This window comes from Streptomyces sp. NPDC057616, from assembly GCF_042800575.1.
GTDB lineage: Bacteria > Actinomycetota > Actinomycetes > Streptomycetales > Streptomycetaceae > Streptomyces.
On record NZ_JBHVGU010000030.1, the window covers coordinates 1 to 22311 of the forward strand.

A 22311-nucleotide genomic window follows, 5' to 3' on the forward strand; every position below is an offset into this window, starting at 1 on the left:
ACTTGACCGTCGGGTGGTTCCGGATGGTGGGTTCCCCTTTTCTTTTTTTCTTTTCTCCCCCCCCCCGCCGTCGGGCTTCCGTGCGTGGGCGGCCGCGGGTTCGTTGTGGCTGGTCGCGCGGTCCCCGCGACCCTGAAGGAGCTACCGGACCCTCCGGCCCGGCATGAACGTGAACACCGCCGCGCCCAGCAGCACTGCCGTGCCGGCGACCAGTCCCAGCGCCTTCAGGGCGCCGTGGTCGCCGGAGCCCGTCTCCGCCAGGCCGCCGCTCGACGACGAGGACGACGTGTCGCCTCCCGACGTGGACGACGAGCCGCCCGACGCCCCGCTCGCCTGGGCCGAGGTGTCCAGGGTCAGCGAGACCTCCGTCTTGTCCGGCTTGCAGGTGGTGGTCGTGCCCAGGGCGTTGATGGTCAGGACGCCCGGGGACAGCGTCGACTTGCCGTCGGCGCCCGGCTTGTAGGTGCCGGTCAGGTCGGGGATCTCGATCGGGTCGCCCGACTTGATGTCCTTGGCGTTCGTCGGGCCCTCGACGTGCACGGTGCCCTTGTCCGCGCCGCCCAGCACGACCTCCATGGACGGCTTCACCGAGCCCTTGGGGATGTCGGCCGGACTGTCCATCACCGACTTCTTGAACTGCACGGTCAGCGCGAAACTCCCGCCGCTCTTCTTGGCGTTGATCTGGATGGGCGAGGTCGCCTTCTTCTCACCGATGGGTGACTGGCAGGTGTAGGGGATGTCGACTTCCTTGCCGGTGAAATCGGTCTGGTCGCTGCCGGTGCCGTCGCTCGCGGACGCCGACGGGTCCGCGCTTCCGGGGGCCGAGGCGGAGGGGGACGTCGACTGCGAGGCGGAGTCCGTCGGGTCCGGCGTCGTGCTCGACGAGCCTCCGCCGCCCGGCGTCACCTCGATCGTCGCCGCCTTCTGCACGGTCTGGGTCGGCGTGCACTTCGTGTCCGTCGACATGGCGTTGACGGTGTACGCGTCCGGGGTCAGCGTCACCTCGCCCGGCGTCGTCAGCTTCAGGGTGCCCTTCATGTCGGACAGCACCATGGCCGCGCCCTTGGGGATGGCCGGGTTCTCCCGCGCCCCCTGCATCGCGATCGACGCGGCCTGGGCGCCGGCCGCCTTGAGCGTCCCGGACGGCTGGACCGAGTTGGCGGGCAGGTCGATGATGTCCGGGTTCTTCGAGGCGGCCTGCACGAACTTCCATACGACGGTCACCGTGTCGCCCACCTTCGCCGTGGCCGGCGCGGTGACCTCCACCTTCGTGGTGCCGTCGACGGGGTCGATGCCCGCGGGCGGCACGCAGTGCGTCGCGAACGACACCTCGGCGGCCTGCGCGGACCCGGCGGCGAGCCCCAGCAGGGCCCCGGCGCCGCCGAGCACCAGTGCGACGCCCGCCGCACCCAGCCTCCGCGTGCCGCCCGGTGTGACTCTCCTTCGCTTTCTCACGTGGGTCCCTTCGTGGTGGGAGTCGTAGGACTCGTCGGGCTGTCGTCGTGCGGTGCGGAGAGCCGACCGGCCGTGCCCGGATCGGAGTCCGGGGTGAACCACGGCAGGGTCGAGTTCGAGGGGGGTTCCTGGGCCGGCCTGGGGGTGAACTTCGGCATGCGCAGGGTCAGTTCGGGCATCCGCAGGCCGCGGTGGCGCAGGCCGCCCGCGCGCCGCGGCCGGACCCGGTCCACGATCGCCATCCCGGCGCGGAACACCGCGGCCGGCACGACCAGGCAGACCAGGATCCAGAACAGGGTCACGCCCCAGGGCCGGCCCACGCCCCAGGGCTGCTCGGCGAGGACCTTGCCGGTGTACTTCAGCGAGACGTCGTAGTCGCCGTGCGCGCCGCCCGTCAGCTCGACGGGCAGCTTGATCTGCGCCTTCTTCCCGGGCTGGATGGTGCCGTGCCACTGCTGGTCGTCCCACTGCGGGGCGAACACGCCGTGGGAGGTGCCGACCTGGAAGACGGGGTTCCTGACGGCGGTCGTGCCGACGTTGCCGACGGTGAAGACCAGCGTGCGCGAGGGGGGCGCGCCGAACCAGGTGAGCAGCCCGCTCGACCCCTCGAGCCGGGTGTCCGTGAGGACCGACAGGCGCCCTCCGGAGGTGTCGGCGGGCAGCGGTTCGACGGCGTGCCCGGCGACCTGGAAGATCGCGTCGGCGTCGGCCTGGGCGCCGGTGACTGTCGCCACGTGCACCACGCACGGGCAGGGCACAGGCGGTTCGGAGACCGGCAGCTTCTTGCGGAAGGAGCCCTTGGCGTCGGTGGTGACGGCCCTGCCGTCCGCGTTGGCGCAGGAGTTGGTGCCGCCGATGACCCCCCGCGCGGGCACCGACTGCCCGCAGATCAGCATCATCAGCAGCGCGTGCGGCCGCCAGCCGGTGCCGCTGACGGTGATCGAACCGCCCGTCCCCGCCTGGGACTTGGAGAGCTTCACGCTCGGCCCGTCCGCCGTCGCGGGCCCCGCCGTCACAGCCAGCAGGAGCAGCGCGAGCACGGCCGCCGTCCACACCTTGCGGTTCACGTCACCGCTCCCGTCAACTCGACTTCCCTACGCGGGGATTCGGGCGCCTCGCCGTCGTCCCCGCGGCGCCCGCGGCGGCGTAGGAGAAGCAGGGTGGTCCCGGCTGCCGCCGCTGCCGCCGTCGCGGCCACCGCGCCCCAGGGCACGAACCGTGCCGACGCCCCGGCCGTGTCGTGCGCGCCGCCCGCTGCCGTGACGGTCAGCCGTACGTCGACGGCGTCCAGGGCGGGGCGGCCGGGCCAGGGCTCGGTCAGGCGCACGCGGCGGCCGGGCGCGAGGTGCACCGGCAGGGTGCGCGGGGCGCGGTCCAGAACCGGGCCGAACACTCCGTCCGCGTACACGGCCAGGCGCGGCACGAGGGTGGTGGTACCGCGGTTGACCAGCTCGTAGGAGATGCCGTCGCCGCGCACCGAGACGTGCTCGACGGTCAGCGCGGACAGGGCCGGTCCGCCCACCCGCAGGCGGACCGGGACGGTCACCGTGCGGCCGTCGCCGTCGCGGGCGACGATCGAGCCGGTGCGGTCGGCTCCCGCGCCGACCGTGAACGGGACGTCGGCGCGGGTGCGCGCCGGCACCCGCACCCGGCTTCGGGCGAAGGTGACCGCCACGCCCTTGCCGCTCAGCCGTACCGTGACCGCCCGCGCGCCGCGGTTGGTCACGGACACCGTGTCCTGCAGCACCGCGCCGGGCGCGCCCTCGGCGTAGAAGGAGGGTCGTCCGCCGCCGGACGGCGCCAGGGACCAGCCGTCGTCGGCCCGGGCCGACGGCGCGGCGGCCAGCACCAGCAGCAGGGACACGAACAGGACACGGGCGGCAGGCGACATCGGCGGCTCCAGCGGTCGTGGCGGTGGTTCAGCGATGGGCCTGCTGGTTCCTCCGCGTGATCCACAGCGCGCCCGCCGCGCCCACGAGGAGCACGGTGCCGCCGAGCGTGCCGAGCGCGACGGCGGAGTCGTCGGGGCCGGTCTGCGGGAGGGAGGAACCCGACTCGCTGCCGCTCTGGCTGGTCCCGCCGGAGGAGCCGCCGCTCGCCGCCGTCACGTCCAGCGTCAGCGCCGGACCGGGGTTGTTGGACGGCGTGCAGGTGGTCGTGGTGCCCAGCGCCTTGATGGTGAGCACGCCCGGCGTGAAGGTGACGCTGCCGGACTTCTTCGGCGTGTACGTCCCCGTCAAGTCGTTGATCTTGATGGGGGTGTTGGCCGGAATGGCGGCCTGGTTGGCGGGTCCGGAGACGTTCACCGTGCCGCTGTCGGCGCCGCCGACCTTGATGACGGCGCTCGGGTTCATCGCGCCCTTGCCCAGCTCGACCGGGCTGGAGGAGACGCCCTTCTGCCAGGACATGGTGAGCTTGTAGCCGCTGCCGCTCTTGACGCCCTTGATGTCGATGGGCGAGACGGCGCTCTTGTTCCCGATCGGCGTCTTGCACTGGTAGTTGACGTCGACGACCTTGGCCTCGGCCGCGGGGGCGGCGAGCAGCACCACCGAGCCGGCCAGGGCCGCGGCGGACGCGAGCGCGGCGCTTCGTTTCCGGTACGACACGGTTCCGCTCCCTCTGCGAGTTCCTGACGGCATATCAGATTCGGCCGTCAAGGTACGCCCGGGGTCTTGAGGAGGGAAGAGACGGTGCGCGCCGGAGTTGTGGGGATCCGGCGCGCACGCGTGGGGTGGCGGGTGGAGAGGGTGACCCTCGGTAACTCAGGGGCGGGCCGGGTGGGCGGTACGGGTGGCGCCCAGCACCTCCGGCAGGCCCCAGCGCCGCAGCACCTCCGGCACCCGTACCGTGCCGTCGGCCTGCTGGTGCTGCTCCAGGATCGCGGGCAGCAGCCGGCTGGTGGCCAGGCCCGAGGCGTTGAGCGTGTGCACGTGGGCGGGTTTCCCGCCGTTCTCGGGGCGGTAGCGGATGCCGCCGCGCCGGGCCTGGTAGGCGCGGGCGTTCGAGACCGAGCTGACCTCGGTGTACCCGCCGAGGCTGGGCAGCCAGACCTCCACGTCGTACGTCTTGGCCTGGGCGGGGCTGGTGTCCTCGGCGGCGAGCTGGGTGACCCGGTGGTGCAGGCCGAGCCCGGCGACCAACCCCTCGGCGCGGGCGAGCAGTTCCAGCTGGGCCGCCGCCGAGTCCCCGGGGCGCGTGTACTGGAAGAGCTCGACCTTGTTGAACTGGTGGCCGCGCAGCGTCCCGCGCTCGGCGGTGCGGTAGCCGCCGCTCTCCTTGCGGTAACAGGGCGTGTAGGCCACGTACTTGAGCGGCAGCTCGCCCTCGTCGAGCGTCTCGCCACGGTGCAGGCTCGCCAGAGCGGTCTCGGCGGTGGGCAGCAGGAAGTGGTCGTCCACGTGGAAGACCTCGTCGGCGAACTTCGGGAACTGGCCCGCCGTGTAGCCCGCCTCGCGGGTCAGCAGGTGCGGCGGCAGCACGAACTCGTAGCCCGCCGCGCGGTGCGTGTCCAGGAAGTGGTTGAGCAGCGCCCACTCCAGGGCGGCGCCCTCACCCCGGTAGATCCAGTAGCCGTTGCCGGCGAGCGCCGCGCCGCGCCGGTGGTCCACGAGGCGGAGATCCCGGGCGAGTTGCACGTGGTCCCTGGGCGCGAAGCCGAAGGCGGGCGGCGCGCCCGTGGTCCGCACGACCCGGTTGTTCTCCTTGCCGCCCGCGACGACGTCGTCGTCGGGGAGGTTGGGCAGGCCGTCGAGGAAGTCCTGGTGCGGCCCGGCCAGCCCGCCGAGGCGTGCCTCGGCCTCGGTCAGCCGGCCGGCCAGGGCCCTTGCCTCCGCCTGGAGTTCCGCGGCCTCCTCGCCCGCCCGCCGCCGTACGGCGATCTCGGCCGAGATGCGCCGCCGCTCGCCGCGCAGCCGCTCCACGGCCGCACGGGCCTCGCGGAACTCGGCGTCCAGGGCGAGAAAGGCCGGGATGTCCACGTCGACCGCGCGCTTGCGCAGCCCTTCGCGGACCAGGTCGGGATGGCGTCGGATGAGGGTGACGTCGAGCATGTCGCGTGCTCCGTCCGGTCGTCCGGAGCGGTACGCACCACCCCGGGGTGATTCCCTCGGGGCGTGGGCGAGAGGGTGCTCGCGGTGCCACCACGCCTTCACCGCCGTACGCGGGCGACGCACGCCCGCCAGGCGGTCTCGTTCTGGCCCGGTGACGGGGGCCGGCCGGCGGGGCATTGCCTCCCCGCACTCGGGAGGGGATTGGCACCGGGACGCGAGGCCGCCGTCACAGCGGGGGGCGGCTCTCTCGGCTCGCGTGGGTCCGGGCTACTTGTCTCCGTCAGCGCGTTGCCGACGAGGGTAGGCAGCCGCGCCCGGGGCGGCCAAGCGATTTACGCGGGCGCGCCGAGCTCGGCCCACACGGTCTTGCCCGAGACCCCCGGCGACCGTACGACGCCCCAGTCCAGGCAGAGCCGCTGCACGATGAACATGCCGTGGCCGCCGGGACGGCCAGCGCGGTGCGGGGTGCGCGGGGCCGGCTGGCCCGTCCCCTTGTCCGAGACCTCCAGGCGGATGACCTTCTTGTCGCAGGTGATCCACAGCTCGTCCGGGCCCTCGGCGTGCAGACAGGCGTTGGTGACCAGCTCGGAGACGACGAGCAGGACGTCCTCGGCGGCGGCCCGCCGGTCGGCCGTGTCGGCGGGCAGCCAGCCCCACGCGTACAGCGCCTGGCGGGTGAAGTCGCGGGCGAGCGGCACGACGCCGCTCTCGCCGTCGAAGCTCAGCCTGCGGACCTGGCCGCCCCCGGGCGACCCGGGCGCGGCCGGCGATGCGGACGCGTCAGCCTCGGACGCCCCGGAAGCGCCGCTGGTCTCCGGGCCGCGGTCGCCCGGCGAGCAAGGCCGGGTGGTGCTCATCAGCGCTTCACCTCACCGATTCACCGTTCACGATTCAAGAGTCAGTACGTAGATCGACGGTGGATCCGTCGCTGTGCCGCCGACTTGTTCAGAATGTCTCCTGCCCGACCGAACCGGCGGAACACCCCCTTGTTCGGCACCGGGGGCGGGACGCCCGGAAAGTGCCGGTCATGCAGGGGCGGCCCGGCCGGGACACGGGCACGGGCCGCCGAAGACTCAGCCGGCCGTGTCGGCCAGGGCCGCCTCGAGCGTGTCATGAACACTGAAGACCGCTTCCGCCCCGGTGATCTCGAAGACCCGCGCCACCACGGGCTGCATGCCCGCGAGGTGCACCCCACCCCCTGCGGCCTCCGCCTTGAGGCGGGCGCCGAGCAGTACGTTGAGCCCCGTGGAGTCGCAGAATTCCAGCCGCGAGCAGTCCACGACCAGCCGGCTGAATCCCTTGGCGAGGCATTCCTCGAGTGGCTCACGCAACAGATCGGCGGTGTGGTGATCCAACTCACCCGCCGGAGTCACGACGGCACTGGGGCCCTCTTCCCTGACCTCCACCAGTAGCCGGCCAGACTGTGCGCTGCCGACCGTCCCGCGGTCCATGCCGTCTTTCTCCCGACGTCGTGGCTGCTGACTCACGCCCTGGAACACTACGCCTTCCTCACACTCTCCGACACCCGAACATCCGCCCACAAACGGACATATCCCCACAGAACGCACTTGCGGCAGACGGAGGAAAGCAGGTAGGGCTAGAGATACGTAACCGACACGGCCGGCTTTGGAGGCGCCGCACACCGCAGTGCACGCACTGGCTTCGGCAGCCATATGCCGAGAACGATGGAGGACATCATGTCACCCCGGCTCGACGCATCGCACACCCAGGAGGCGACGTCGGCTTCCGCTCCGGAACATCTGGATCCCATCGAGGGCAGCGACGCAGACGCGCTGGCCGGGCTGGACGGACTCCCGGAGATCCCGCCGTTCGACGAAGTGGGACCGGTGGACGCCCGCGCGCTGTCCAAGACCCTCTTCGAGCGGCTGGAGTCCCTCGAGGAAGGCACGCACGAGTACTCGTACGTCCGCAACACGCTCGTCGAGCTGAACCTCGCGCTGGTCAAGTTCGCGGCCTCCCGCTTCCGCTCGCGCAGCGAGCCCATGGAGGACATCGTCCAGGTCGGGACCATCGGCCTGATCAAGGCGATCGACCGCTTCGAACTGGCCCGGGGCGTCGAGTTCCCCACGTTCGCGATGCCGACCATCGTCGGTGAGATCAAGCGCTTCTTCCGGGACACCTCGTGGTCCGTGCGCGTGCCGCGCCGGCTCCAGGAGCTCCGGCTCGACCTGGCCAAGGCCGGTGACGAGCTGGCGCAGAAGCTCGACCGGGCCCCGACCGTCGCCGAGCTCGCCGAGCGCCTCGAACTCACCAAGGACGAGGTCGTCGAGGGCATGGCCGCCTCGAACGCGTACACCGCCTCCTCGCTGGACGCCCAGCCGGAGGAGGACGACGCCGAGGGCGCGCTGGCGGACCGGATCGGCTACGAGGACCACGGCCTCGAGGGCATCGAGTACGTCGAGTCGCTGAAGCCGCTGATCGCCGAACTCCCGCCGCGGGACCGCAAGATCCTCTCCCTCCGCTTCGTCGCGGGCATGACCCAGTCGGAGATAGGGGACGAGCTGGGCATCTCGCAGATGCACGTGTCGCGGCTGCTGTCGCGGACGCTGGTGCGATTGCGCAAGGGCCTGACGGTCGAGGAATGACGCCTGCCGTGTGAGACGCCTCCGCCGAGCGCGGTGCACCCCCGAACGCCGGGGCGCACCGCGCTCGGGCGTTTCTCGGGTTACCCGGAGAAACTCTTTCCCCAGAGGTTCCCATCCCTCACTATGGGCCCCCATACCCGCCGGTAGGCCAGATGCCCGGCGGGCGCAAGGGTGCAAGGAGGCGGGTGGATGGCTCGGGCCGACGGGACCGACAAAGGTGTCGAGACCGGGGGCGGGGTTCACGCGGACGCGTCCGACGCGCGGCTGACCGAACTGCTGCGCACCAGCACCCCCACCGTCTATCCGGCCCTGCAGGAGCTGCGCTCCCGCCATCAGCCGGCGGTCCTCGACTACGCCCGGCTGTGCACGGCGAGCGAGTCCGCCGCCCGGCAGCTGGCCGCGCAGGCCTTCACCCTGGCGGCCCGTCAGACGGCCCGCGGCACCGAGCCCCTGGTGCCGCTGCGGCTGCAACTCCTGCTGCTGACCGGGAAGGTGGCCGCGTCCTGGGCGGCCGACGAGCGGGCCGCGGGCCTCGATCCCGGCCTGCTGCTCGTGCTCAGCGCCTCCGGACCCGAGGGCCCCCTGCCGCCCATGCTCCCCGCCTTCCAGGCGCTCTCCTCCCGCGCGCAGGGCCTGGTCTGGTACGGCATCGTGGAGCGGGAGACGCCGGAGCGCACCGCCGTCCTGCTGGGCCTGACCCCCGTGGACGTCGCCTACGAGACCGCCGCGGCCCTGCAGTCGATGGGCCAGCTCTGCCTGCGCTCGCGCCTCGCCGCCTCGCACGACCCGAGCTGCGGCAACTTCGGCCGGCTCATCGAGGAGTCGGTGCGGCCCGACTCGCCCCGCGACAGCGCCGACCTGCACGCCCACATGGCGCACTGCCCGCACTGCACGGCGGCCTACGAGGACCTGTCGGCACTGCGGGACGCCCCGCGCGCCGCGCTGGCCGAGGGGCTGCTGCCGTGGGCCGGCACGTCCTACGTCAGGAGCGACGCACCACGGCCCGCCGCCCTCACGGACGGCGGCAACTGGCCGCCCTCCCGGCGCTTCCTGCTGGTCGCCCTCGCCGCCGGCGTGGCGCTCGCTCCGCTGCTCGTCTTCCTCCTCACGCGCGGCGACGGACCGGCCGACCCGTCCCAGCAGGCGGTGGGCGCGGTGCGGACGCCGACGAGCGCGCCGCAGGTCACGGTCACGGCGACGCTCTCGCCGACGCCGACGCCGTCGCCCTCGGCGTCGCGGACCGGCAGGTCTCCGTCCCCGACGCACAGTTCGAGCTCCCGGCCGCCGTCCAGATCCCCAAGCCCGTCCCCGTCCCCCACGCTCGCCCCGAACGGCACCTCGGCCCAGATCGTGAACGTCGCCACCGGCCGCTGCCTGGACATCCGCGACGGCGACCTGGAAAACCGCACCGACGTGGTGACGGCGCCCTGTTCCGGCTCCCGCACCCAGCGCTGGCGCGTGGACGCCTCGCGCGGGGTGGTGCAGTCCTCCGCCGACCCGGGCTTCTGCCTCGACAGCCGCGGCCACGTCGACCGGGGCGTGGGCATCTGGGACTGCGACTCGGTGGACGGCGAGCACGGCCAGAACCTGCGTTTCACCGTCGACGACGACGGCGTGATCCGGCCCGCGATCGCCATCGAGACCGCGGTGACGCCCTACGACGGCGACGGGGTGGCGCTGCGCCCGCTCGACGGCAGCGACGCGCAGCGATGGCGGGCCGGGGCCCGCTGAGGCCGCAGCCACCGAGGCCCGAGCCGCCGGCCGCGGGCCGCCGGGACGGCGGCCCGCCGGGTCAGAGCACCCGCTCGCCGCGCCGCCACACGCCGCTGACCAGCGGCACGCCCGGCCGGTAGGCGAGGTGCACATGGCTCGGGGCGTCGAGGAGGATCAGGTCCGCGTGGGCGCCGAGGTTCAGCCGGCCGACGTCGCCGCGGCGCAGGGCCCGGGCGCCGCCCGCCGTGGCCGCCCAGACGGCCTCGTCGGGGGTCATCCCCATGTCCCGTACGGCGAGCGCGATGCAGAACGGCACGGACGAGGTGAAGGACGAGCCGGGGTTGCAGTCGGTGGACAGCGCGACCGTGACACCGGCGTCGAGGAGGCGGCGGGCGTCCGGCCACTCGGCGCGGGTGGAGAACTCGGCGCCGGGCAGCAGGGTGGCGACCGTGTTGCCGTCGGCCAGGGCGTCCACGTCCGCGTCGGTGAGGTGGGTGCAGTGGTCGGCGCTGGCGGCGTCCAGCTCGACGGCCAGCTGCACACCGGGTCCGTAGGAGAGCTGGTTGGCGTGGATGCGCGGGTGCAGCCCCTTGGCCTTGCCCGCGGTGAGGATCGCCCGGGCCTGGTCGCCGTCGAAGGCGCCCTTCTCGCAGAACACGTCGATCCAGCGGGCGTGCGGCGCGCAGGCGTCGAGCATCTCGCCGGTGACCAGGGCGACGTAGGCGGCGGGGTCGTCCGCGTAGTCCGGGGAGACGATGTGGGCGCCGAGGAAGGTGACCTCGTCGGTGTGCGCGGCGGCGATGCGCAGGGCGCGGGCCTCGTCGGCGACGGTGAGTCCGTAGCCGGACTTCGTCTCGAAGGTGGTCGTGCCCTGGCGCAGCGCCTCGTCGAGGTAGCGGGTGAGGTTGGCCGCCAGCTCCTCGTCGCTCGCGGCGCGGGTGGCGGCGACGGTCGTGCGGATGCCGCCCGCGCTGTACGCCCGCCCGGACATGCGGGCGTTGAACTCCTGCGTGCGGTCGCCCGCGAAGACCAGGTGCGAGTGGGAGTCGACGAAGCCCGGCAGGACGGCCCGGCCACCGGCGTCGACCCGGTTGTCGGTGGCGGGTGCTTTGCTTGATTCACCGGTCCACGCGATGCGGTCGCCGTCGACGACGACGGCCGCGTCCTGGATCAGGCCGAGGGGGGAGCCGTCACCGAGGGAGGGGTCGTTGGTGACCAGCGTGGCGATGTTGGTGATGACGGTGCTGCTGCTCATGGCGTCCTCAGGGATGACGGCGGGTTTCAGGCACGCAGGGCTGCGACGGCGTCCGCCAGCGCTGCGGGTACGTCCGGTACGAGGAGGTGAGCACCGTCCCGCACGACGTGACGTCCGCCCACGACCGTGTGGCGTACGTCCGCCGCCGAGGCGGCGAATACGGCCGTCTCCGCGCCGAGCCGCGGCAGCGGGCCGGCGGTTCTGACCGAGTCGAGCGCGATGGTGGTGAAGTCGGCGAGCGCGCCCGCCTCCAGGATGCCGGCGTCCTGCCAGCCGAGGGCCGCATGCCCGTCGGCCGAGGCCGCGCGCAGCAGTGCGGCGGCGGTCCAGTGGCCCCGGCTGCGGGTGCGCAGGCGCTCGTTGAGCTCCATCGCGCGCGCCTCCTCCAGCAGGTCGATGACGGCGTGGCTGTCGGAGCCGAGGGAGAGCGCCGAGCCGGCCTGCTGCAGGGCGACCGCGGGACCGATGCCGTCGGCCAGGTCCCGCTCGGTCGTCGGGCACATGCAGGTGCCGGTGCCGGAGCCGCCGATGAGCGCGATGTCCTCGTCCGTCAGATGGGTGTTGTGCACGCCGGTGGTGCGCGGCCCGAGCACGCCGTGGTCGGCGAGCAGCCGGGTGGGCGTGCAGCCGTGGGCGGCCTGGCAGGCGTCGTTCTCGGCGGTCTGCTCGGACAGGTGCACATGGAGCGGGGCGCGCCGCTCCTCCGCCCAGCGCGCCACGGTCGCCAGCTGCCCGGCGGGCACGGCCCGTACGGAGTGGACGGCCGCCCCGATCCGCGCGTGGTCCCGTTCCTTGAGAAGTGAACAGCGTTCGGCCCAGGCCTCCGCGCTGCCGTCGGAGAAGCGGAGCTGGTGGGTGTTGGGTGCCTCACCGAAACCGGAGGAGAGGTAGGCGGTGTCGAGGAGGGTGATGCGGATGCCGGCGTCGGCGGCGGCCGCGACGAGGGCCTCGCCCATCGCGTTGGGGTCGGCGTAGGGCGTGCCGCCGGGTGCGTGGTGGAGGTAGTGGAACTCGCCGACGGCGGTCACCCCCGCCAGCGCCATCTCCGCGTACACCGCGCGGGCGAGGGCGTGGTAGCTCTCGGGGGTCAGCTGGTCGGCGACCGAGTACATGACCTCGCGCCAGGTCCAGAAGGTGCCGGAGCCGACCTGGACGGTGGAGCGCAGGGCGCGGTGGAAGGCGTGCGAGTGGGCGTTCGCCAGTCCCGGGAGCGTCAGTCCGCGCAGGATCTCGGCGCCGGGCGGCGGGGTGGGCACGTCCGTGCGGACGGCCGCGATCCGGCCGTCCGCCACCTCGACGGCGACCCCCGGCTCGACGTAGGTGTCGAGCCAGGCGTGCTCCAGCCAGTACGTCCGCGTGCGGGGTGCGGTCACCTGCAGGCCAGCCCTTCCAGTACGTCGGCGAGTGCGAGCACCCCGGCCACGCAGTCGTCCTCGGCCGCGAACTCGGCCGGGGAGTGCGAGACGCCCGTGGGGTTGCGCACGAACAGCATGGCGGTCGGAATGCTCCCGGAGAGGATTCCGGCGTCGTGTCCGGCACCGGTACCCAGGACCGGCACGGTGATGTCGCCGTCCCGGTCCGCGTCCTTGCCGAGGATGCGGGCGAGTTCGTCGCGCAGGGCGTGGTCGAACTCCACGACGGGCGTGAAGGACTCGCGGACGACGTCGAGGTCGATGCCGTGCGCGGCGGCGTACTCGCGGGCGGCCCGCTCGATGCCGCCGACGACGGTGTCGAGCGTGCCCTGGTCGGCCGCGCGGGAGTCGAGCCAGCCGCGGACCAGCGAGGGGATGGCGTTGACGCCGTTCGGCTCGACGGCGATCTTGCCGAAGGTGGCGACGGCACCGGCGAGTTCGGCCTCGCGCCGGGCCGCGAGCACGGTCTCGGCGTACGACAGCATGGGGTCGCGCCGGTCGGCGAGCCGGGTCGTGCCGGCGTGGTTGGCCTCGCCCCGGAAGTCGAACCGCCAGCGCCCGTGCGGCCAGATGGCACTGGCGATGCCGACCCGGTCGCCGGACAGGTCCAGCGCCCGGCCCTGCTCGACGTGCAGTTCGACGAAGGCGCCGATGCGGGCGAGCCGCTCGGGGTCGGCGCCGATGGCGTCGGGGTCGTACCCGGCGGCCTCCATGGCCCGGGGCAGGCTGATGCCGTCGCCGTCGGTCAGCCTGTGCGCGTTCTCGGCGGTGAGCTGCCCGGCGGTGAGCCGGGACCCCACGCAGGCGAGCCCGAACCGGGCGCCCTCCTCGTCACCGAAGTTGACGATGGCGAGGGGCCTCGCGAACCGCACGCCCCTGCCGCGGAGTTCGTCGAGGGCGGCGAAGGACGACACGACCCCGAGCGGGCCGTCGAAGGCACCGCCGTCGGGCACGGAGTCGAGATGCGACCCCGTGACGACGGCGTCCCCGGCGTCCGGGTCCCCGAGCCAGGCCCACTGATTGCCGTTCCGGTCGACCTCGTAGGCGAGCCCGCGCCCCTCGGCCTGCTCCTTGAACCAGGCCCGGCACTCGGCGTCGGCCCCGGTCCAGGCGTAGCGCCGGTACCCCTGGGAGTCGGCGTGCCGCCCGATCGGCAGCAGCTCGCGCCACATCGAGTGGAAGGAGCTGCTGCCGGGACGGGCGGTCGCCACAGGCTGCGTCACGCGTCGTCACCCTCGCGCATGGGCACCCGCACGCCCCGGTCGGCGGCGACCGACTCCGCGATGTCGTACCCGGCGTCCACGTGCCGGATGACGCCCATCCCGGGGTCGTTCGTCAGCACGCGGCGGATCTTCTCGCCGCCCAGCTTCGTGCCGTCGGCCACCGTGACCTGCCCGGCGTGGATGGACCGCCCCATGCCCACGCCGCCGCCGTGGTGGATGGACACCCAGGAGGCGCCCGAGGCCACGTTCACCATCGCGTTCAGCAGCGGCCAGTCGGCGATCGCGTCGGAGCCGTCGAGCATGGCCTCGGTCTCGCGGTAGGGGGAGGCGACGGAGCCGCAGTCGAGGTGGTCGCGGCCGATGGCGAGCGGGGCCGCCAGTTCGCCGGAGGCCACCATGTCGTTGAAGCGCTCGCCGGCCTTGTCCCGCTCGCCGTAGCCGAGCCAGCAGATGCGCGCGGGCAGGCCCTGGAAGTGCACGCGCTCACCGGCCATCTTGATCCAGCGGTGCAGCGACTCGTTCTCCGGGAAGAGCTCCAGGATCGCCTTGTCGGTCTTGGCGATGTCGGACGCCTCGCCGGACAGGGCGGCCCAGCGGAAGGGGCCCTTGCCCTCGCAGAACAGCGGGCGGATGTAGGCGGGGACGAAGCCCGGGAAGGCGAACGCCCGGTCGTAGCCGGCGAGTTGGGCCTCGCCGCGGATCGAGTTGCCGTAGTCGAAGACCTCCGCGCCGGCGTCCATGAAGCCGACCATCGCCTCGACGTGCTGGGCCATGGACTCGCGGGCCCGGGTGGTGAAGCCGGCCGGGTCCTTGGCCGCGGCGGCCGCCATGTCGTCGAAGTCGACGCCGAGCGGCAGGTACGACAGCGGGTCGTGGGCGGAGGTCTGGTCGGTGACGATGTCGATGGGCGCGCCCTCGGCGAGCATGCGCGGCAGCAGCTCGGCGGCGTTGCCCAGCAGGCCGATGGAGAGCGGGCGGCGGGCGTCCCGGGCCTCGACCGCGAGCTGGAGGGCGTGCTCCAGGCCGTCGGCCTTCACGTCCAGGTACCGGTGCTCGATGCGGCGCTCGATCGCGCGCGGGTCGCAGTCGATGCAGATCGCGACGCCGTCGTTCATGGTGACCGCGAGCGGCTGGGCGCCGCCCATGCCGCCGAGGCCGGCGGTGAGGGTGATGGTGCCCGCGAGGGTGCCGCCGAACTTCTTCGCGGCGACGGCGGCGAAGGTCTCGTAGGTGCCCTGGAGGATGCCCTGGGTACCGATGTAGATCCAGGAACCGGCGGTCATCTGGCCGTACATGGTCAGGCCGAGGGCCTCCAGGCGGCGGAACTCCTCCCAGTTGGCCCAGTCGCCGACCAGGTTGGAGTTGGCGATCAGGACGCGCGGGGCCCACTCGTGCGTCTGCATCACGCCGACGGGGCGGCCGGACTGGACGAGCATCGTCTCGTCCTGCTTGAGGGTGCGCAGCGTGCGCACCATCGCGTCGAAGGAGCGCCAGTCGCGGGCCGCCTTGCCCGTGCCGCCGTAGACGACGAGCTTGTCGGGGTGCTCGGCGACCTCCGGGTCGAGGTTGTTCTGCAGCATCCGAAGGGCGGCTTCCTGCTGCCATCCCAGGGCGCTCAGTTCCGTACCGCGCGGCGCTCGTACGGGGCGGGGTCCTGACATGGTCTGCCTCCTAGCGGATTGTTGCTGCCGTTATTCACATCTTGGCTTCCTGAATAGAACTAGTCAATACATCCGTCGGCCAGCGCTCGCGAGCTGCGGATGTTTGGCTGGATGCATTGGACACGTCGGCCGCGCCCACCGGACGGTGGCGTCGCGGCCGGCGACGAACTCGCGGGGGACGCGGTGGACGGCGGCATGGACAGGCGGACGGGTGGCGGCGACCGGGCGGACCGGCGCGACGAGGCGGTGCGGGCCGCCGTGGAACAGGGGCTGCTGGGGCCCGGCACCCCCATCGTGGGGCTGCTCGACGTCACCGGCATCCGGGAGGCGGCGGCCGAGCTGCGGTCGGCGTTCGACGCGATGGTGGCGCCCGGGACACCGGTGCTGCACGCCTTCGCGGTGAAGGCGACCCCGCTGGTGCCGGTGCTCAGGCTGCTGCGCGAGGAGGGCATCGGCGCGGAGGTGGCGAGCCCCGGCGAGCTGGCGCTGGCGCGCGCGGCGGGGACACCGCCGGCGCGGACGGTGCTCGACTCGCCCGCGAAGACCCCGGCCGAGCTGCGCGAGGCGCTGGCGCTCGGGATCGCCGTCAACGCGGACAACCCGCAGGAGCTGGAGCGCATCGACGCCCTGATGCGCTCCGCGACCAGCCGCTCCCCGCTCGGGATCCGGGTGAACCCGCAGGTCGGCGGCGGTTCGATCGAGTCCACCTCGACCGCGACGGCGACCTCGAAGTTCGGCGTGGCACTGCGCGACGAGGGGGCGCGGGAGTGGGTCGTGCAGGCGTACGCCGACCGCCCGTGGCTGACCCGGCTGCACGCGCACACCGGCTCGCAGGGCATCCCGCTGTCGCTGATGGCGCAGGGCGTGGCCGAGACGTACGCGCTCGCCGAGGAGATCAACCGGCGGCTCGGGCGCCGGCAGATCGACACGCTCGACATCGGCGGCGGGCTGCCGGTGAACTTCGGCTCGGACGAGACGGCGCCGACCTACGCGCAGTACGCGCGCCTGCTCGGCGAGGCGGTGCCGGGCCTGTTCGACGGCCGGTACGGGCTGGTCACCGAGTTCGGGCGGTCGCTGCTGGCCAAGCACGGGACGGTGGTGGCCCGGGTGGAGTACGCCAAGAGCGCCGGCGGGCGGCCGGTCGCGGTCACGCACGCGGGCGTGCAGGTGGCGACGCGGACGGTGTACGCACCGGGGGCGTGGCCGCTGCGGATCGCCGCCTACGACGGCAAGGGGCGCCCCAAGGTGGGGCCCGCGGTCGTGCAGGACGTCGCCGGGCCGGCCTGCTTCGCGGGCGACCTGCTGGCCGAGGGGCGCACGCTGCCCCTGCTGGAGCAGGGGGACTACGCGGCGGCGCTGGACACGGGGGCGTACTACTTCGCGCACCACTACGCCTACAACTCCCTGGCCCGGCCCGGGATCTACGGCTTCGCGCCGGACGGCGGCGGGGGCGTCGCCTTCGCGACCGTACGGGAGCCGCAGAGCCTCGACGCGATCGTGGCCGAATCCGGAGGGGCGCACGCGAGCGCGCTCACCACCCTCCGCACACCCGAGCGCCGTTGACGCGCGCCCGGTGGATGTGATGGCCAACTGCTGAAAAACGTAGGCAAGTTGACCCACCTTAGTACCCCGTCGCAAGTTCCATCGGAAAATGCCAGATCCCTCACCCCTCGCGCACACGTTGCGTAGTTTCGGCGTCACTCAGCCGTACCGCAGGCGGGAGGGGAGCCACGGTGCCCGGAATCGACGAGTGTCTGCTCGAAGCCATGAGGCTGCCCGGTGCCCGGGGGGCAGCACTGATCGACTGGACGAGCGGGCTGGCCCTGGGCACCGTCGGGGAGTCCCCGGGCGGCGACCAGGAGACGGCCGCGGTGGAGGCCGCCGAGATCGCCCGGCTCGCCGCCGAGCAGCACGCGTTCGCGCCGGACGACGACCTGGAGGCCGGCGCGGCCGCGGACGTGGACCCGCCGGTCGAGGACCTGATCGTCAGCAACCGGGACAGCTACCACGTGCTGCGGTTCGTGGGGGCCTCCTTCGACGGCAGCGTCTTCCTGCACCTGTGGCTGGCCCGCACGGAGGGCAACCTGGCGCTGGCCCGCATCCGGCTGGGCGAGATGGCGGAACGGCTGGTGCTGGCATGACCACCGCCCGGACGGCCGAGCCCCCGCGCCTGCCCGTGCGCGACCGGGCGACCGCCCACACCCGCGCCTGGAGCGGGGTCTCGCCGATGCTGGCCCGGCTCGCCACCGAGCAGGCCACCGGCGTGCTGTTCCGCGAGCACGGCACGCTCCATCTCGACGAGGGCCTGGTCGTACACGCCGAGAGCCCGTTCGCGCCCGGCCTGGACGTCCTCCTCACGGCCCGCGGCACCCTCTCGGTCGAGGACTGGCAGCAGGCGCTGCGGGAGACGGACGAGGACCAGGACACCGGCCGCCTCCTGGTCGAGGGCGGTCTCCTCGCGCCCGGCACGCTGGAGCTGTGCCGGCTGGCGTCCCTGTACGACGCCGCGTACTTCGCCCTCGCCACCAGCAGCGCGCCCGGCCGCTTCCGCTACGGCACCGCGCACCCCGGCCGCCCCCAGCGCCCGGTGCCGGTGGCCGCCCTGGAGCGCGAGACGCTGCGCCGCCGCGACCTCCTGCACCGCATCTGGCCCGACCCGGAGCCGGACACGGCCCCGCTGATCCGCGCGGACCCGGTGGCGGCCCCCGCCCTCACCCGCCGCCAGCGGACGGTGCTGCACCAGGTGGACGGCGCCCGCACGGCGTCGGACATCGCGCGCACGGTGGGCCGTCTGGCGTTCCACACGCTGGTGGACGTCCGCCGGCTGACGGCCGCGGGGTTCGTGGAGACGCGCCGCGAGCCGCCACCGCCGCCGCCCGACCTCGCACAGCTGTCGACCGATCCCCACATCACGCTGCTGAAGAGGCTCAGGGATGCGCTGGAGGCCCTTTGAGAGGAGACCCCGGATGTCTGCCGACCCCCACATGCTCGACGAGTTGCGCCGTCTGAGAGCCCGCGTCCCCCAGCTGACGGGCGCGCTCGCGACCGGTCTCGACGGGCGCGTGCTGGCCCAGGACACCCCCGGCGTCGACCCGGACGGCCTCGCCACGCTCATCGAGACCGCGTACGGGGCGGCGGTGAAGCTGGCGGACGCGACAGGGCAGGGCGAGTTCCGCGAACTGCTCGTGCGGGGTGTCTACGGCTACGTGGCGACCTACGCGGCCGGCGACGCAGCCGTGCTGACGCTGCTCGCCCAGGACCGGGTGAACGTCGGGCGGCTGCTGCTGGAGGGCCGGCGTGCGGCCGCCCGTATCACCGAACTCCTCGACGGCCACAGCCCGCTGCCGACCAGGCCGGCCAAGCCCGCCAAACCGCCGGCCAAGACGGCCGCCACACGGACCAGAACGACCCGCGCGCCACGTACGACGACGACCAACGCGCGCACTGCCACCGAAAGTTGAGAGGAAACCGAGGAAACCAGCCATGGCCAACACCGAAACCTGCCTCAAAGAAGCACTCGCCTCCATCGAGGGCGCGACCGGTGTCGCGCTCGTCGACTACACCAGCGGCATGGCCCTGGGCACGATGGGCGGCAGCAAGGCCTTCGACCTGAACGTGGCCGCCGCCGGCAACACCGATGTGGTCCGCGCCAAGATGCGCACGATGGAGCACCTCGGGCTGAAGGGCCAGATCGAGGACATCCTGATCACGCTGAGCGACCAGTACCACCTGATCCGACTGATCAGCGGGCGCGGCGGCAACGGCCTGTTCCTGTACCTGGTGCTCGACGCCAAGCGCTCCAACCTGGCGATGGCCCGCCACCAGCTGAAGTCGATCGAGAACGACCTGGAGGTCTGAGTTCAGACGAGCGCCGCGGTGCGGCGCCGCGCCCCGCCCGGGGCCGCGTCGCCCGCCGCGATGCCCGTGCTGCGGTACGCCCTGACCGCCTTGCCGGCCGGGCGGCCGCCGTGCGCGTCGAGCCAGTCGACCCGCACCCACAGCAGCGCCTCGCCGTCCCGCTCGCGCCGCCCGAGCCAGGCGGCCTTCAGCCGCAGCCCCGTACCGGCGCCGGCGAGCAGCATGCCGCCCGCGGCGGGCGCGGCGAACGCGCTCACCAGCGCCACCACGAACGCCAGCAGCAGCCACCAGCGGTGTCCCCGGCGCCAGTTGCGCACACTGACCGCGCGGTCCTGGAGCACGTCGTGCTTGCCCGCGCGCACGGCCGACCGCGCCAGAGCCGCGTAGCGCCTGCGGCGCCCGTACGCCACCGCGGCCGCCGCCACCACGAACAGCGCGGCCCCGGCCATGACCCCGATCCGGCGCCCGGTGATCCCCGGCACCAGCACCCCGACGCCGCCCGCGAACACCCCGGCCCACCACAGCGGCGCGGCTCCGGCCCGTACGACGACGGCCACCCTGGCCAGTCCCTGCCCTCCACGTGCCACGTTCGGCCTCCGTCCCATCGCTGCGCGGCATCCGTGGGACGCACGCTAACGAGGGAAGGTGAGACCAGTCTGAGAAGGCGTCACTCCACGAACAGTCCCCGCGCCGCCGCCCGCGCGTCGAACTCCTCCAGGCGGGCCTGCGCCTGAGGCAGGTCGTCGCACATGGCCTCCAGCAGCACCCGGCCCAGCAGCATGGGCGCGCACGCCGTGTCGAAGGCGAGCCCCGTGCCGACGGCGGCGGGCAGCAGCAGGTCGGAGACCTTGGCGACCGGCGCGAAGGCGGAGTCGGCGACGGTCACCACCGTCAGCCCGGCCTCCTTGGCGAAGGCGAGGGTGTCCACGACCTCGCGCGGATGCCGGGGCAGCGCGAAGCACAGCAGGGCGCTCGCCCCGGCCCGTACGGCGGCCTCGATGCGGTCCTGGATCATCGTGCCGCCCTCGTTGAGCAGCCGGACGTCCGGATGGACCTTGCCCGCGAAGTACGCGAAGCCGTAGGCCTGGGAGGCGGCGGCACGCAGGCCGAGCACGGGCAGCGGCCGGGACGCGGCGAGCAGCCGGCCCGCCTTCTGCACCGGTCGCGGGTCGGCCAGCAGCTCCGCGAGGTGCCGCAGGTTCTCGATCTCGGCCTCGACGGCCTGCTGGTACTCGTTGTACGAGCCCGTCCCGGACGCCTGCTCGGCGGGCGCGACCTCGCGCAGATGCCGGCGCAGCGCCGGGTAGCCGTCGAAGCCGAGGGCCACGGCGAAGCGGGTCACGGACGGCTGGCTGACCCCGGCGAGCTCGGCCAGTTCCACGCTGGACAGGAAGGGCACGTCGGCGGCGCGCCGCACCATGCTGTGCGCGATGCGCCGCTGGGTCGGCGTCAGCCGGTGCCCCTCGAAGAGCGCCTGCAGCCGGCCCGCAGGACTGTCCACCACGCTCACATCCCTCTCCGCGCTCATGACCCGCTCCCCCTCCAGATGTCCGTGAACCGGTCCAGCAGTGCGGCCGCCGCCGTCACGTCGTCCGTGAGCGGCCGGTCGGCCTGGTCCTGCGACAGCACCGACTCGGCGAGCTCCAGCGCGCGGCCCACCGGCAGGTCCGGCTCGGGCCGCAGGCCGCGCTGGCGCAGCGCCCGTACGGCCGCGACGAGTTCGCAGCCGACGACGAGCCGGTACGCACGGCAGGCCCGCAGGGTCTGACGCGCGGCGAGCGAGGCGAAGCTGGCCTGTTCCTCGACGCCCCGGGAGAGTACAGCGTGGCCGAGCGACGCGGGAGCGGAGAAGGCGCGCAGGTCGCCGAGGGCCGCCCCGGCGGCGTACTCGAGGATCATCACGCCGGAGGCGGCGGGCTCCTCGTTGGCGAGGAAGGGCCGCAGCCGGGTGAAGCCGGGCTCGTTGAGCGTGGACAGGCGTGACGTCGACAGCCGGGCCACCTGGGTCAGGGCGAGCCTGAAGTGGTCCAGGGCGAGGGCGAGTTGGGCCTGGTAGAAGCCGCCGTGGTGGTAGGCGGCCATGTCCTCGGGCGAGATCAGCGGGTTCTCGGCGGCCGCGTTGATCTCGATGCCGACGACCTCCTCCAGGCCGTCCGCCGCGTCCAGCGCCGGCCCGTGTATCTGGGGCAGGCAGCGGAAGCCGTACGGGTCCTGGATCCGGCCGAGCGGCGGGGTGGGCCGGTCCGCCGCGCCGATCAACTCACGCATCCGCCGGGCGACTTCGGTGGAGCCCCGGTGCGGCCGGGCGGCGTGCACGGGGGCGGCGTACGCCTCGTGCGAGCCGTCGACGGCCAGCAGCGAGAGCGCGGCGACGACCTGGGTGGCCTGCACCAGGCCGCGCAGTTCGTCGAGGGCGAGCGCGGCCTGACCGAGGGTCAGGGCGTTGCTGCTGATGAAGGCCAGCGCGTCGTTGTTGTCGAGCTGCTGCGGCTTGGGCGCGCCCGGCCCCCGCCACGGTGCCTCGCCGGCCAGTGCCAGCGCGGCCTGGGCGAGGGCGGCGATGTCGCCGGTGCCGACCGAGCCGAACTCGTTGACGACCGGGTGGGCGCCGCTCTCCAGCGCCTCGCACAGCGCGGTGACGACGGTGGGCCGCAGCCCGGCGCCGCCCGCGAGGAGCTGGTTGGCCCGGACGGCGAGCATCGCCCGCACCTCCCGCGCGGGCAGCTCGTCGCCGATCGCGCCGGCGTGGCTGCGCAGCAGCCTGAGCCCGTGCTCGGCGGCCGTGTCGGTGGGCACGTCCTCGTTCCGGTTGGCGCCCACGCCGGTGGAGCGGCCGTAGACGCGTCCGGTCGCGGCGATCTGCCGGGCGGCGTCCCAGGAGACCGTCACCCGCTTCATCGCGTCGGTGCCGGGCACCGGCCGCGCGGTCCCCTCGGCGAGGCGCACGACGTCGGCGATGCCGAGCCCGATCCCGTCGAGGACGACCAGGCCGGCGTGCCCCAGAGATGCAGCATCCAGAGTGTCCACGATCCGAGACGACATAACCCTCAAACCCCAATCAATCCGGACATCCGATCTT

Annotated in this window: 21 protein-coding genes; 7 read left to right on the plus strand and 14 right to left on the minus strand. The window is 73.4% G+C overall.

The window, feature by feature from the left end; genetic code table 11:
- Nucleotides 1-141: 141 nt before the first annotated feature.
- The 7 genes from ACFU97_RS31810 to ACFU97_RS31840 form a co-directional block, all read right to left on the minus strand.
- Nucleotides 142-1389, minus strand: a complete 1248-nt coding sequence (locus ACFU97_RS31810; protein WP_384263901.1) for a hypothetical protein — start codon at nt 1387-1389, stop codon at nt 142-144.
- 62 nt (nt 1390-1451) lie between these two features.
- The gene (locus ACFU97_RS31815; RefSeq protein ID WP_384263636.1) at nt 1452-2522 is read right to left on the minus strand and encodes a hypothetical protein; all 1071 of its coding nucleotides are present in this window, start codon (nt 2520-2522) and stop codon (nt 1452-1454) included.
- Nucleotides 2519-3346, minus strand: coding sequence for a hypothetical protein (locus ACFU97_RS31820; protein ID WP_384263638.1), 828 nt, complete (start codon nt 3344-3346; stop codon nt 2519-2521). Before ACFU97_RS31820 ends, ACFU97_RS31815 begins: the two co-directional genes overlap by 4 nt.
- Nucleotides 3347-3374: 28 nt before the next feature.
- Entirely contained in the window at nt 3375-4061 is a 687-nt protein-coding gene (locus tag ACFU97_RS31825; RefSeq protein ID WP_384263640.1) for an LPXTG cell wall anchor domain-containing protein, read from the minus strand.
- A 156-nt stretch (nt 4062-4217) separates the two neighbouring features.
- The gene (gene serS, locus ACFU97_RS31830; RefSeq protein WP_384263643.1) at nt 4218-5504 is read right to left on the minus strand and encodes a serine--tRNA ligase; all 1287 of its coding nucleotides are present in this window, start codon (nt 5502-5504) and stop codon (nt 4218-4220) included.
- A gap of 332 nt (nt 5505-5836) precedes the next feature.
- A complete protein-coding gene (locus ACFU97_RS31835) occupies nt 5837-6361 on the minus strand; it encodes an ATP-binding protein (RefSeq protein ID WP_384263645.1) in 525 nt (174 codons plus the stop codon).
- 216 nt (nt 6362-6577) lie between these two features.
- A complete protein-coding gene (locus tag ACFU97_RS31840; protein WP_384263904.1) occupies nt 6578-6955 on the minus strand; it encodes an STAS domain-containing protein in 378 nt (125 codons plus the stop codon).
- 234 nt (nt 6956-7189) lie between these two features.
- On the opposite strand from ACFU97_RS31840, the gene ACFU97_RS31845 reads away from it, so the two are divergent.
- Nucleotides 7190-8110 carry an RNA polymerase sigma factor SigF gene (locus ACFU97_RS31845; protein ID WP_384263648.1) on the plus strand — a complete coding sequence of 307 codons (921 nt, stop codon included), beginning with the start codon at nt 7190-7192 and terminating at the stop codon, nt 8108-8110.
- Nucleotides 8111-8299: 189 nt separating this feature from the next.
- Nucleotides 8300-9841, plus strand: a complete 1542-nt coding sequence (locus ACFU97_RS31850; protein ID WP_384263650.1) for an RICIN domain-containing protein — start codon at nt 8300-8302, stop codon at nt 9839-9841.
- Nucleotides 9842-9902: 61 nt separating this feature from the next.
- On the opposite strand, the gene hutI is transcribed toward ACFU97_RS31850, so the two are convergent.
- The 4 genes from hutI to hutU are packed head-to-tail and all read right to left on the minus strand — an operon-like array spanning nt 9903 to nt 15374.
- Nucleotides 9903-11078 carry an imidazolonepropionase gene (gene hutI, locus ACFU97_RS31855; RefSeq protein WP_384263652.1) on the minus strand — a complete coding sequence of 392 codons (1176 nt, stop codon included), beginning with the start codon at nt 11076-11078 and terminating at the stop codon, nt 9903-9905.
- Between the two features lie 26 nt (nt 11079-11104).
- Nucleotides 11105-12451 (minus strand): formimidoylglutamate deiminase, encoded by a 1347-nt coding sequence (locus ACFU97_RS31860; protein WP_384263655.1) that lies wholly within the window; start codon nt 12449-12451, stop codon nt 11105-11107.
- Entirely contained in the window at nt 12448-13662 is a 1215-nt protein-coding gene (locus tag ACFU97_RS31865) for an allantoate amidohydrolase (RefSeq protein ID WP_384263906.1), read from the minus strand. The genes ACFU97_RS31860 and ACFU97_RS31865 overlap by 4 nt, the downstream gene beginning before the upstream one ends.
- A 47-nt stretch (nt 13663-13709) precedes the next feature.
- Entirely contained in the window at nt 13710-15374 is a 1665-nt protein-coding gene (hutU, locus tag ACFU97_RS31870) for a urocanate hydratase (RefSeq protein WP_384263657.1), read from the minus strand.
- Nucleotides 15375-15569: 195 nt separating this feature from the next.
- Here hutU and ACFU97_RS31875 point away from each other — a divergent pair, with 195 nt between their 5' ends.
- From ACFU97_RS31875 to ACFU97_RS31895, 5 genes are all read left to right on the plus strand, one after another.
- Nucleotides 15570-16937, plus strand: a complete 1368-nt coding sequence (locus tag ACFU97_RS31875; RefSeq protein WP_384263908.1) for a diaminopimelate decarboxylase — start codon at nt 15570-15572, stop codon at nt 16935-16937.
- A gap of 170 nt (nt 16938-17107) precedes the next feature.
- The gene (locus tag ACFU97_RS31880) at nt 17108-17515 is read left to right on the plus strand and encodes a hypothetical protein (protein ID WP_384263660.1); all 408 of its coding nucleotides are present in this window, start codon (nt 17108-17110) and stop codon (nt 17513-17515) included.
- Entirely contained in the window at nt 17512-18327 is an 816-nt protein-coding gene (locus ACFU97_RS31885; protein WP_384263662.1) for a transcriptional regulator, read from the plus strand. Before ACFU97_RS31880 ends, ACFU97_RS31885 begins: the two co-directional genes overlap by 4 nt.
- A gap of 13 nt (nt 18328-18340) precedes the next feature.
- Nucleotides 18341-18835: a roadblock/LC7 domain-containing protein gene (locus tag ACFU97_RS31890; RefSeq protein WP_384263665.1), complete on the plus strand. Its 495-nt coding sequence runs from the start codon at nt 18341-18343 to the stop codon at nt 18833-18835.
- A gap of 22 nt (nt 18836-18857) precedes the next feature.
- Nucleotides 18858-19232 carry a hypothetical protein gene (locus ACFU97_RS31895; protein ID WP_384263667.1) on the plus strand — a complete coding sequence of 125 codons (375 nt, stop codon included), beginning with the start codon at nt 18858-18860 and terminating at the stop codon, nt 19230-19232.
- Nucleotides 19233-19234: 2 nt separating this feature from the next.
- Here the strand turns inward: ACFU97_RS31895 and ACFU97_RS31900 are convergent, their stop codons facing one another.
- The 3 genes from ACFU97_RS31900 to ACFU97_RS31910 form a co-directional block, all read right to left on the minus strand.
- The gene (locus ACFU97_RS31900; protein WP_384263669.1) at nt 19235-19819 is read right to left on the minus strand and encodes a hypothetical protein; all 585 of its coding nucleotides are present in this window, start codon (nt 19817-19819) and stop codon (nt 19235-19237) included.
- Between the two features lie 80 nt (nt 19820-19899).
- Nucleotides 19900-20760 (minus strand): MurR/RpiR family transcriptional regulator, encoded by an 861-nt coding sequence (locus ACFU97_RS31905; protein WP_384263671.1) that lies wholly within the window; start codon nt 20758-20760, stop codon nt 19900-19902.
- Complete coding sequence (locus tag ACFU97_RS31910) at nt 20757-22274, minus strand: aromatic amino acid ammonia-lyase (protein ID WP_384263674.1); 1518 nt, start codon at nt 22272-22274, stop codon at nt 20757-20759. Before ACFU97_RS31910 ends, ACFU97_RS31905 begins: the two co-directional genes overlap by 4 nt.
- Between the last annotated feature and the right edge of the window lie 37 nt (nt 22275-22311).

Coding starts and splice junctions, on each gene's coding strand:
- ACFU97_RS31820 (WP_384263638.1), bottom strand. CDS start 3,346: ATGTCGCCTGCCGCCCGTGTCCTGTTCGTGTCCCTGCTGCTGGTGCTG.
- serS (WP_384263643.1), bottom strand. CDS start 5,504: ATGCTCGACGTCACCCTCATCCGACGCCATCCCGACCTGGTCCGCGAA.
- ACFU97_RS31835 (WP_384263645.1), bottom strand. CDS start 6,361: ATGAGCACCACCCGGCCTTGCTCGCCGGGCGACCGCGGCCCGGAGACC.
- ACFU97_RS31840 (WP_384263904.1), bottom strand. CDS start 6,955: ATGGACCGCGGGACGGTCGGCAGCGCACAGTCTGGCCGGCTACTGGTG.
- ACFU97_RS31845 (WP_384263648.1), top strand. CDS start 7,190: ATGGAGGACATCATGTCACCCCGGCTCGACGCATCGCACACCCAGGAG.
- ACFU97_RS31850 (WP_384263650.1), top strand. CDS start 8,300: ATGGCTCGGGCCGACGGGACCGACAAAGGTGTCGAGACCGGGGGCGGG.
- hutI (WP_384263652.1), bottom strand. CDS start 11,078: ATGAGCAGCAGCACCGTCATCACCAACATCGCCACGCTGGTCACCAAC.
- ACFU97_RS31865 (WP_384263906.1), bottom strand. CDS start 13,662: ATGTGGCGCGAGCTGCTGCCGATCGGGCGGCACGCCGACTCCCAGGGG.
- hutU (WP_384263657.1), bottom strand. CDS start 15,374: ATGTCAGGACCCCGCCCCGTACGAGCGCCGCGCGGTACGGAACTGAGC.
- ACFU97_RS31875 (WP_384263908.1), top strand. CDS start 15,570: ATGGACAGGCGGACGGGTGGCGGCGACCGGGCGGACCGGCGCGACGAG.
- ACFU97_RS31885 (WP_384263662.1), top strand. CDS start 17,512: ATGACCACCGCCCGGACGGCCGAGCCCCCGCGCCTGCCCGTGCGCGAC.
- ACFU97_RS31890 (WP_384263665.1), top strand. CDS start 18,341: ATGTCTGCCGACCCCCACATGCTCGACGAGTTGCGCCGTCTGAGAGCC.
- ACFU97_RS31895 (WP_384263667.1), top strand. CDS start 18,858: ATGGCCAACACCGAAACCTGCCTCAAAGAAGCACTCGCCTCCATCGAG.
- ACFU97_RS31905 (WP_384263671.1), bottom strand. CDS start 20,760: ATGAGCGCGGAGAGGGATGTGAGCGTGGTGGACAGTCCTGCGGGCCGG.
- ACFU97_RS31910 (WP_384263674.1), bottom strand. CDS start 22,274: ATGTCGTCTCGGATCGTGGACACTCTGGATGCTGCATCTCTGGGGCAC.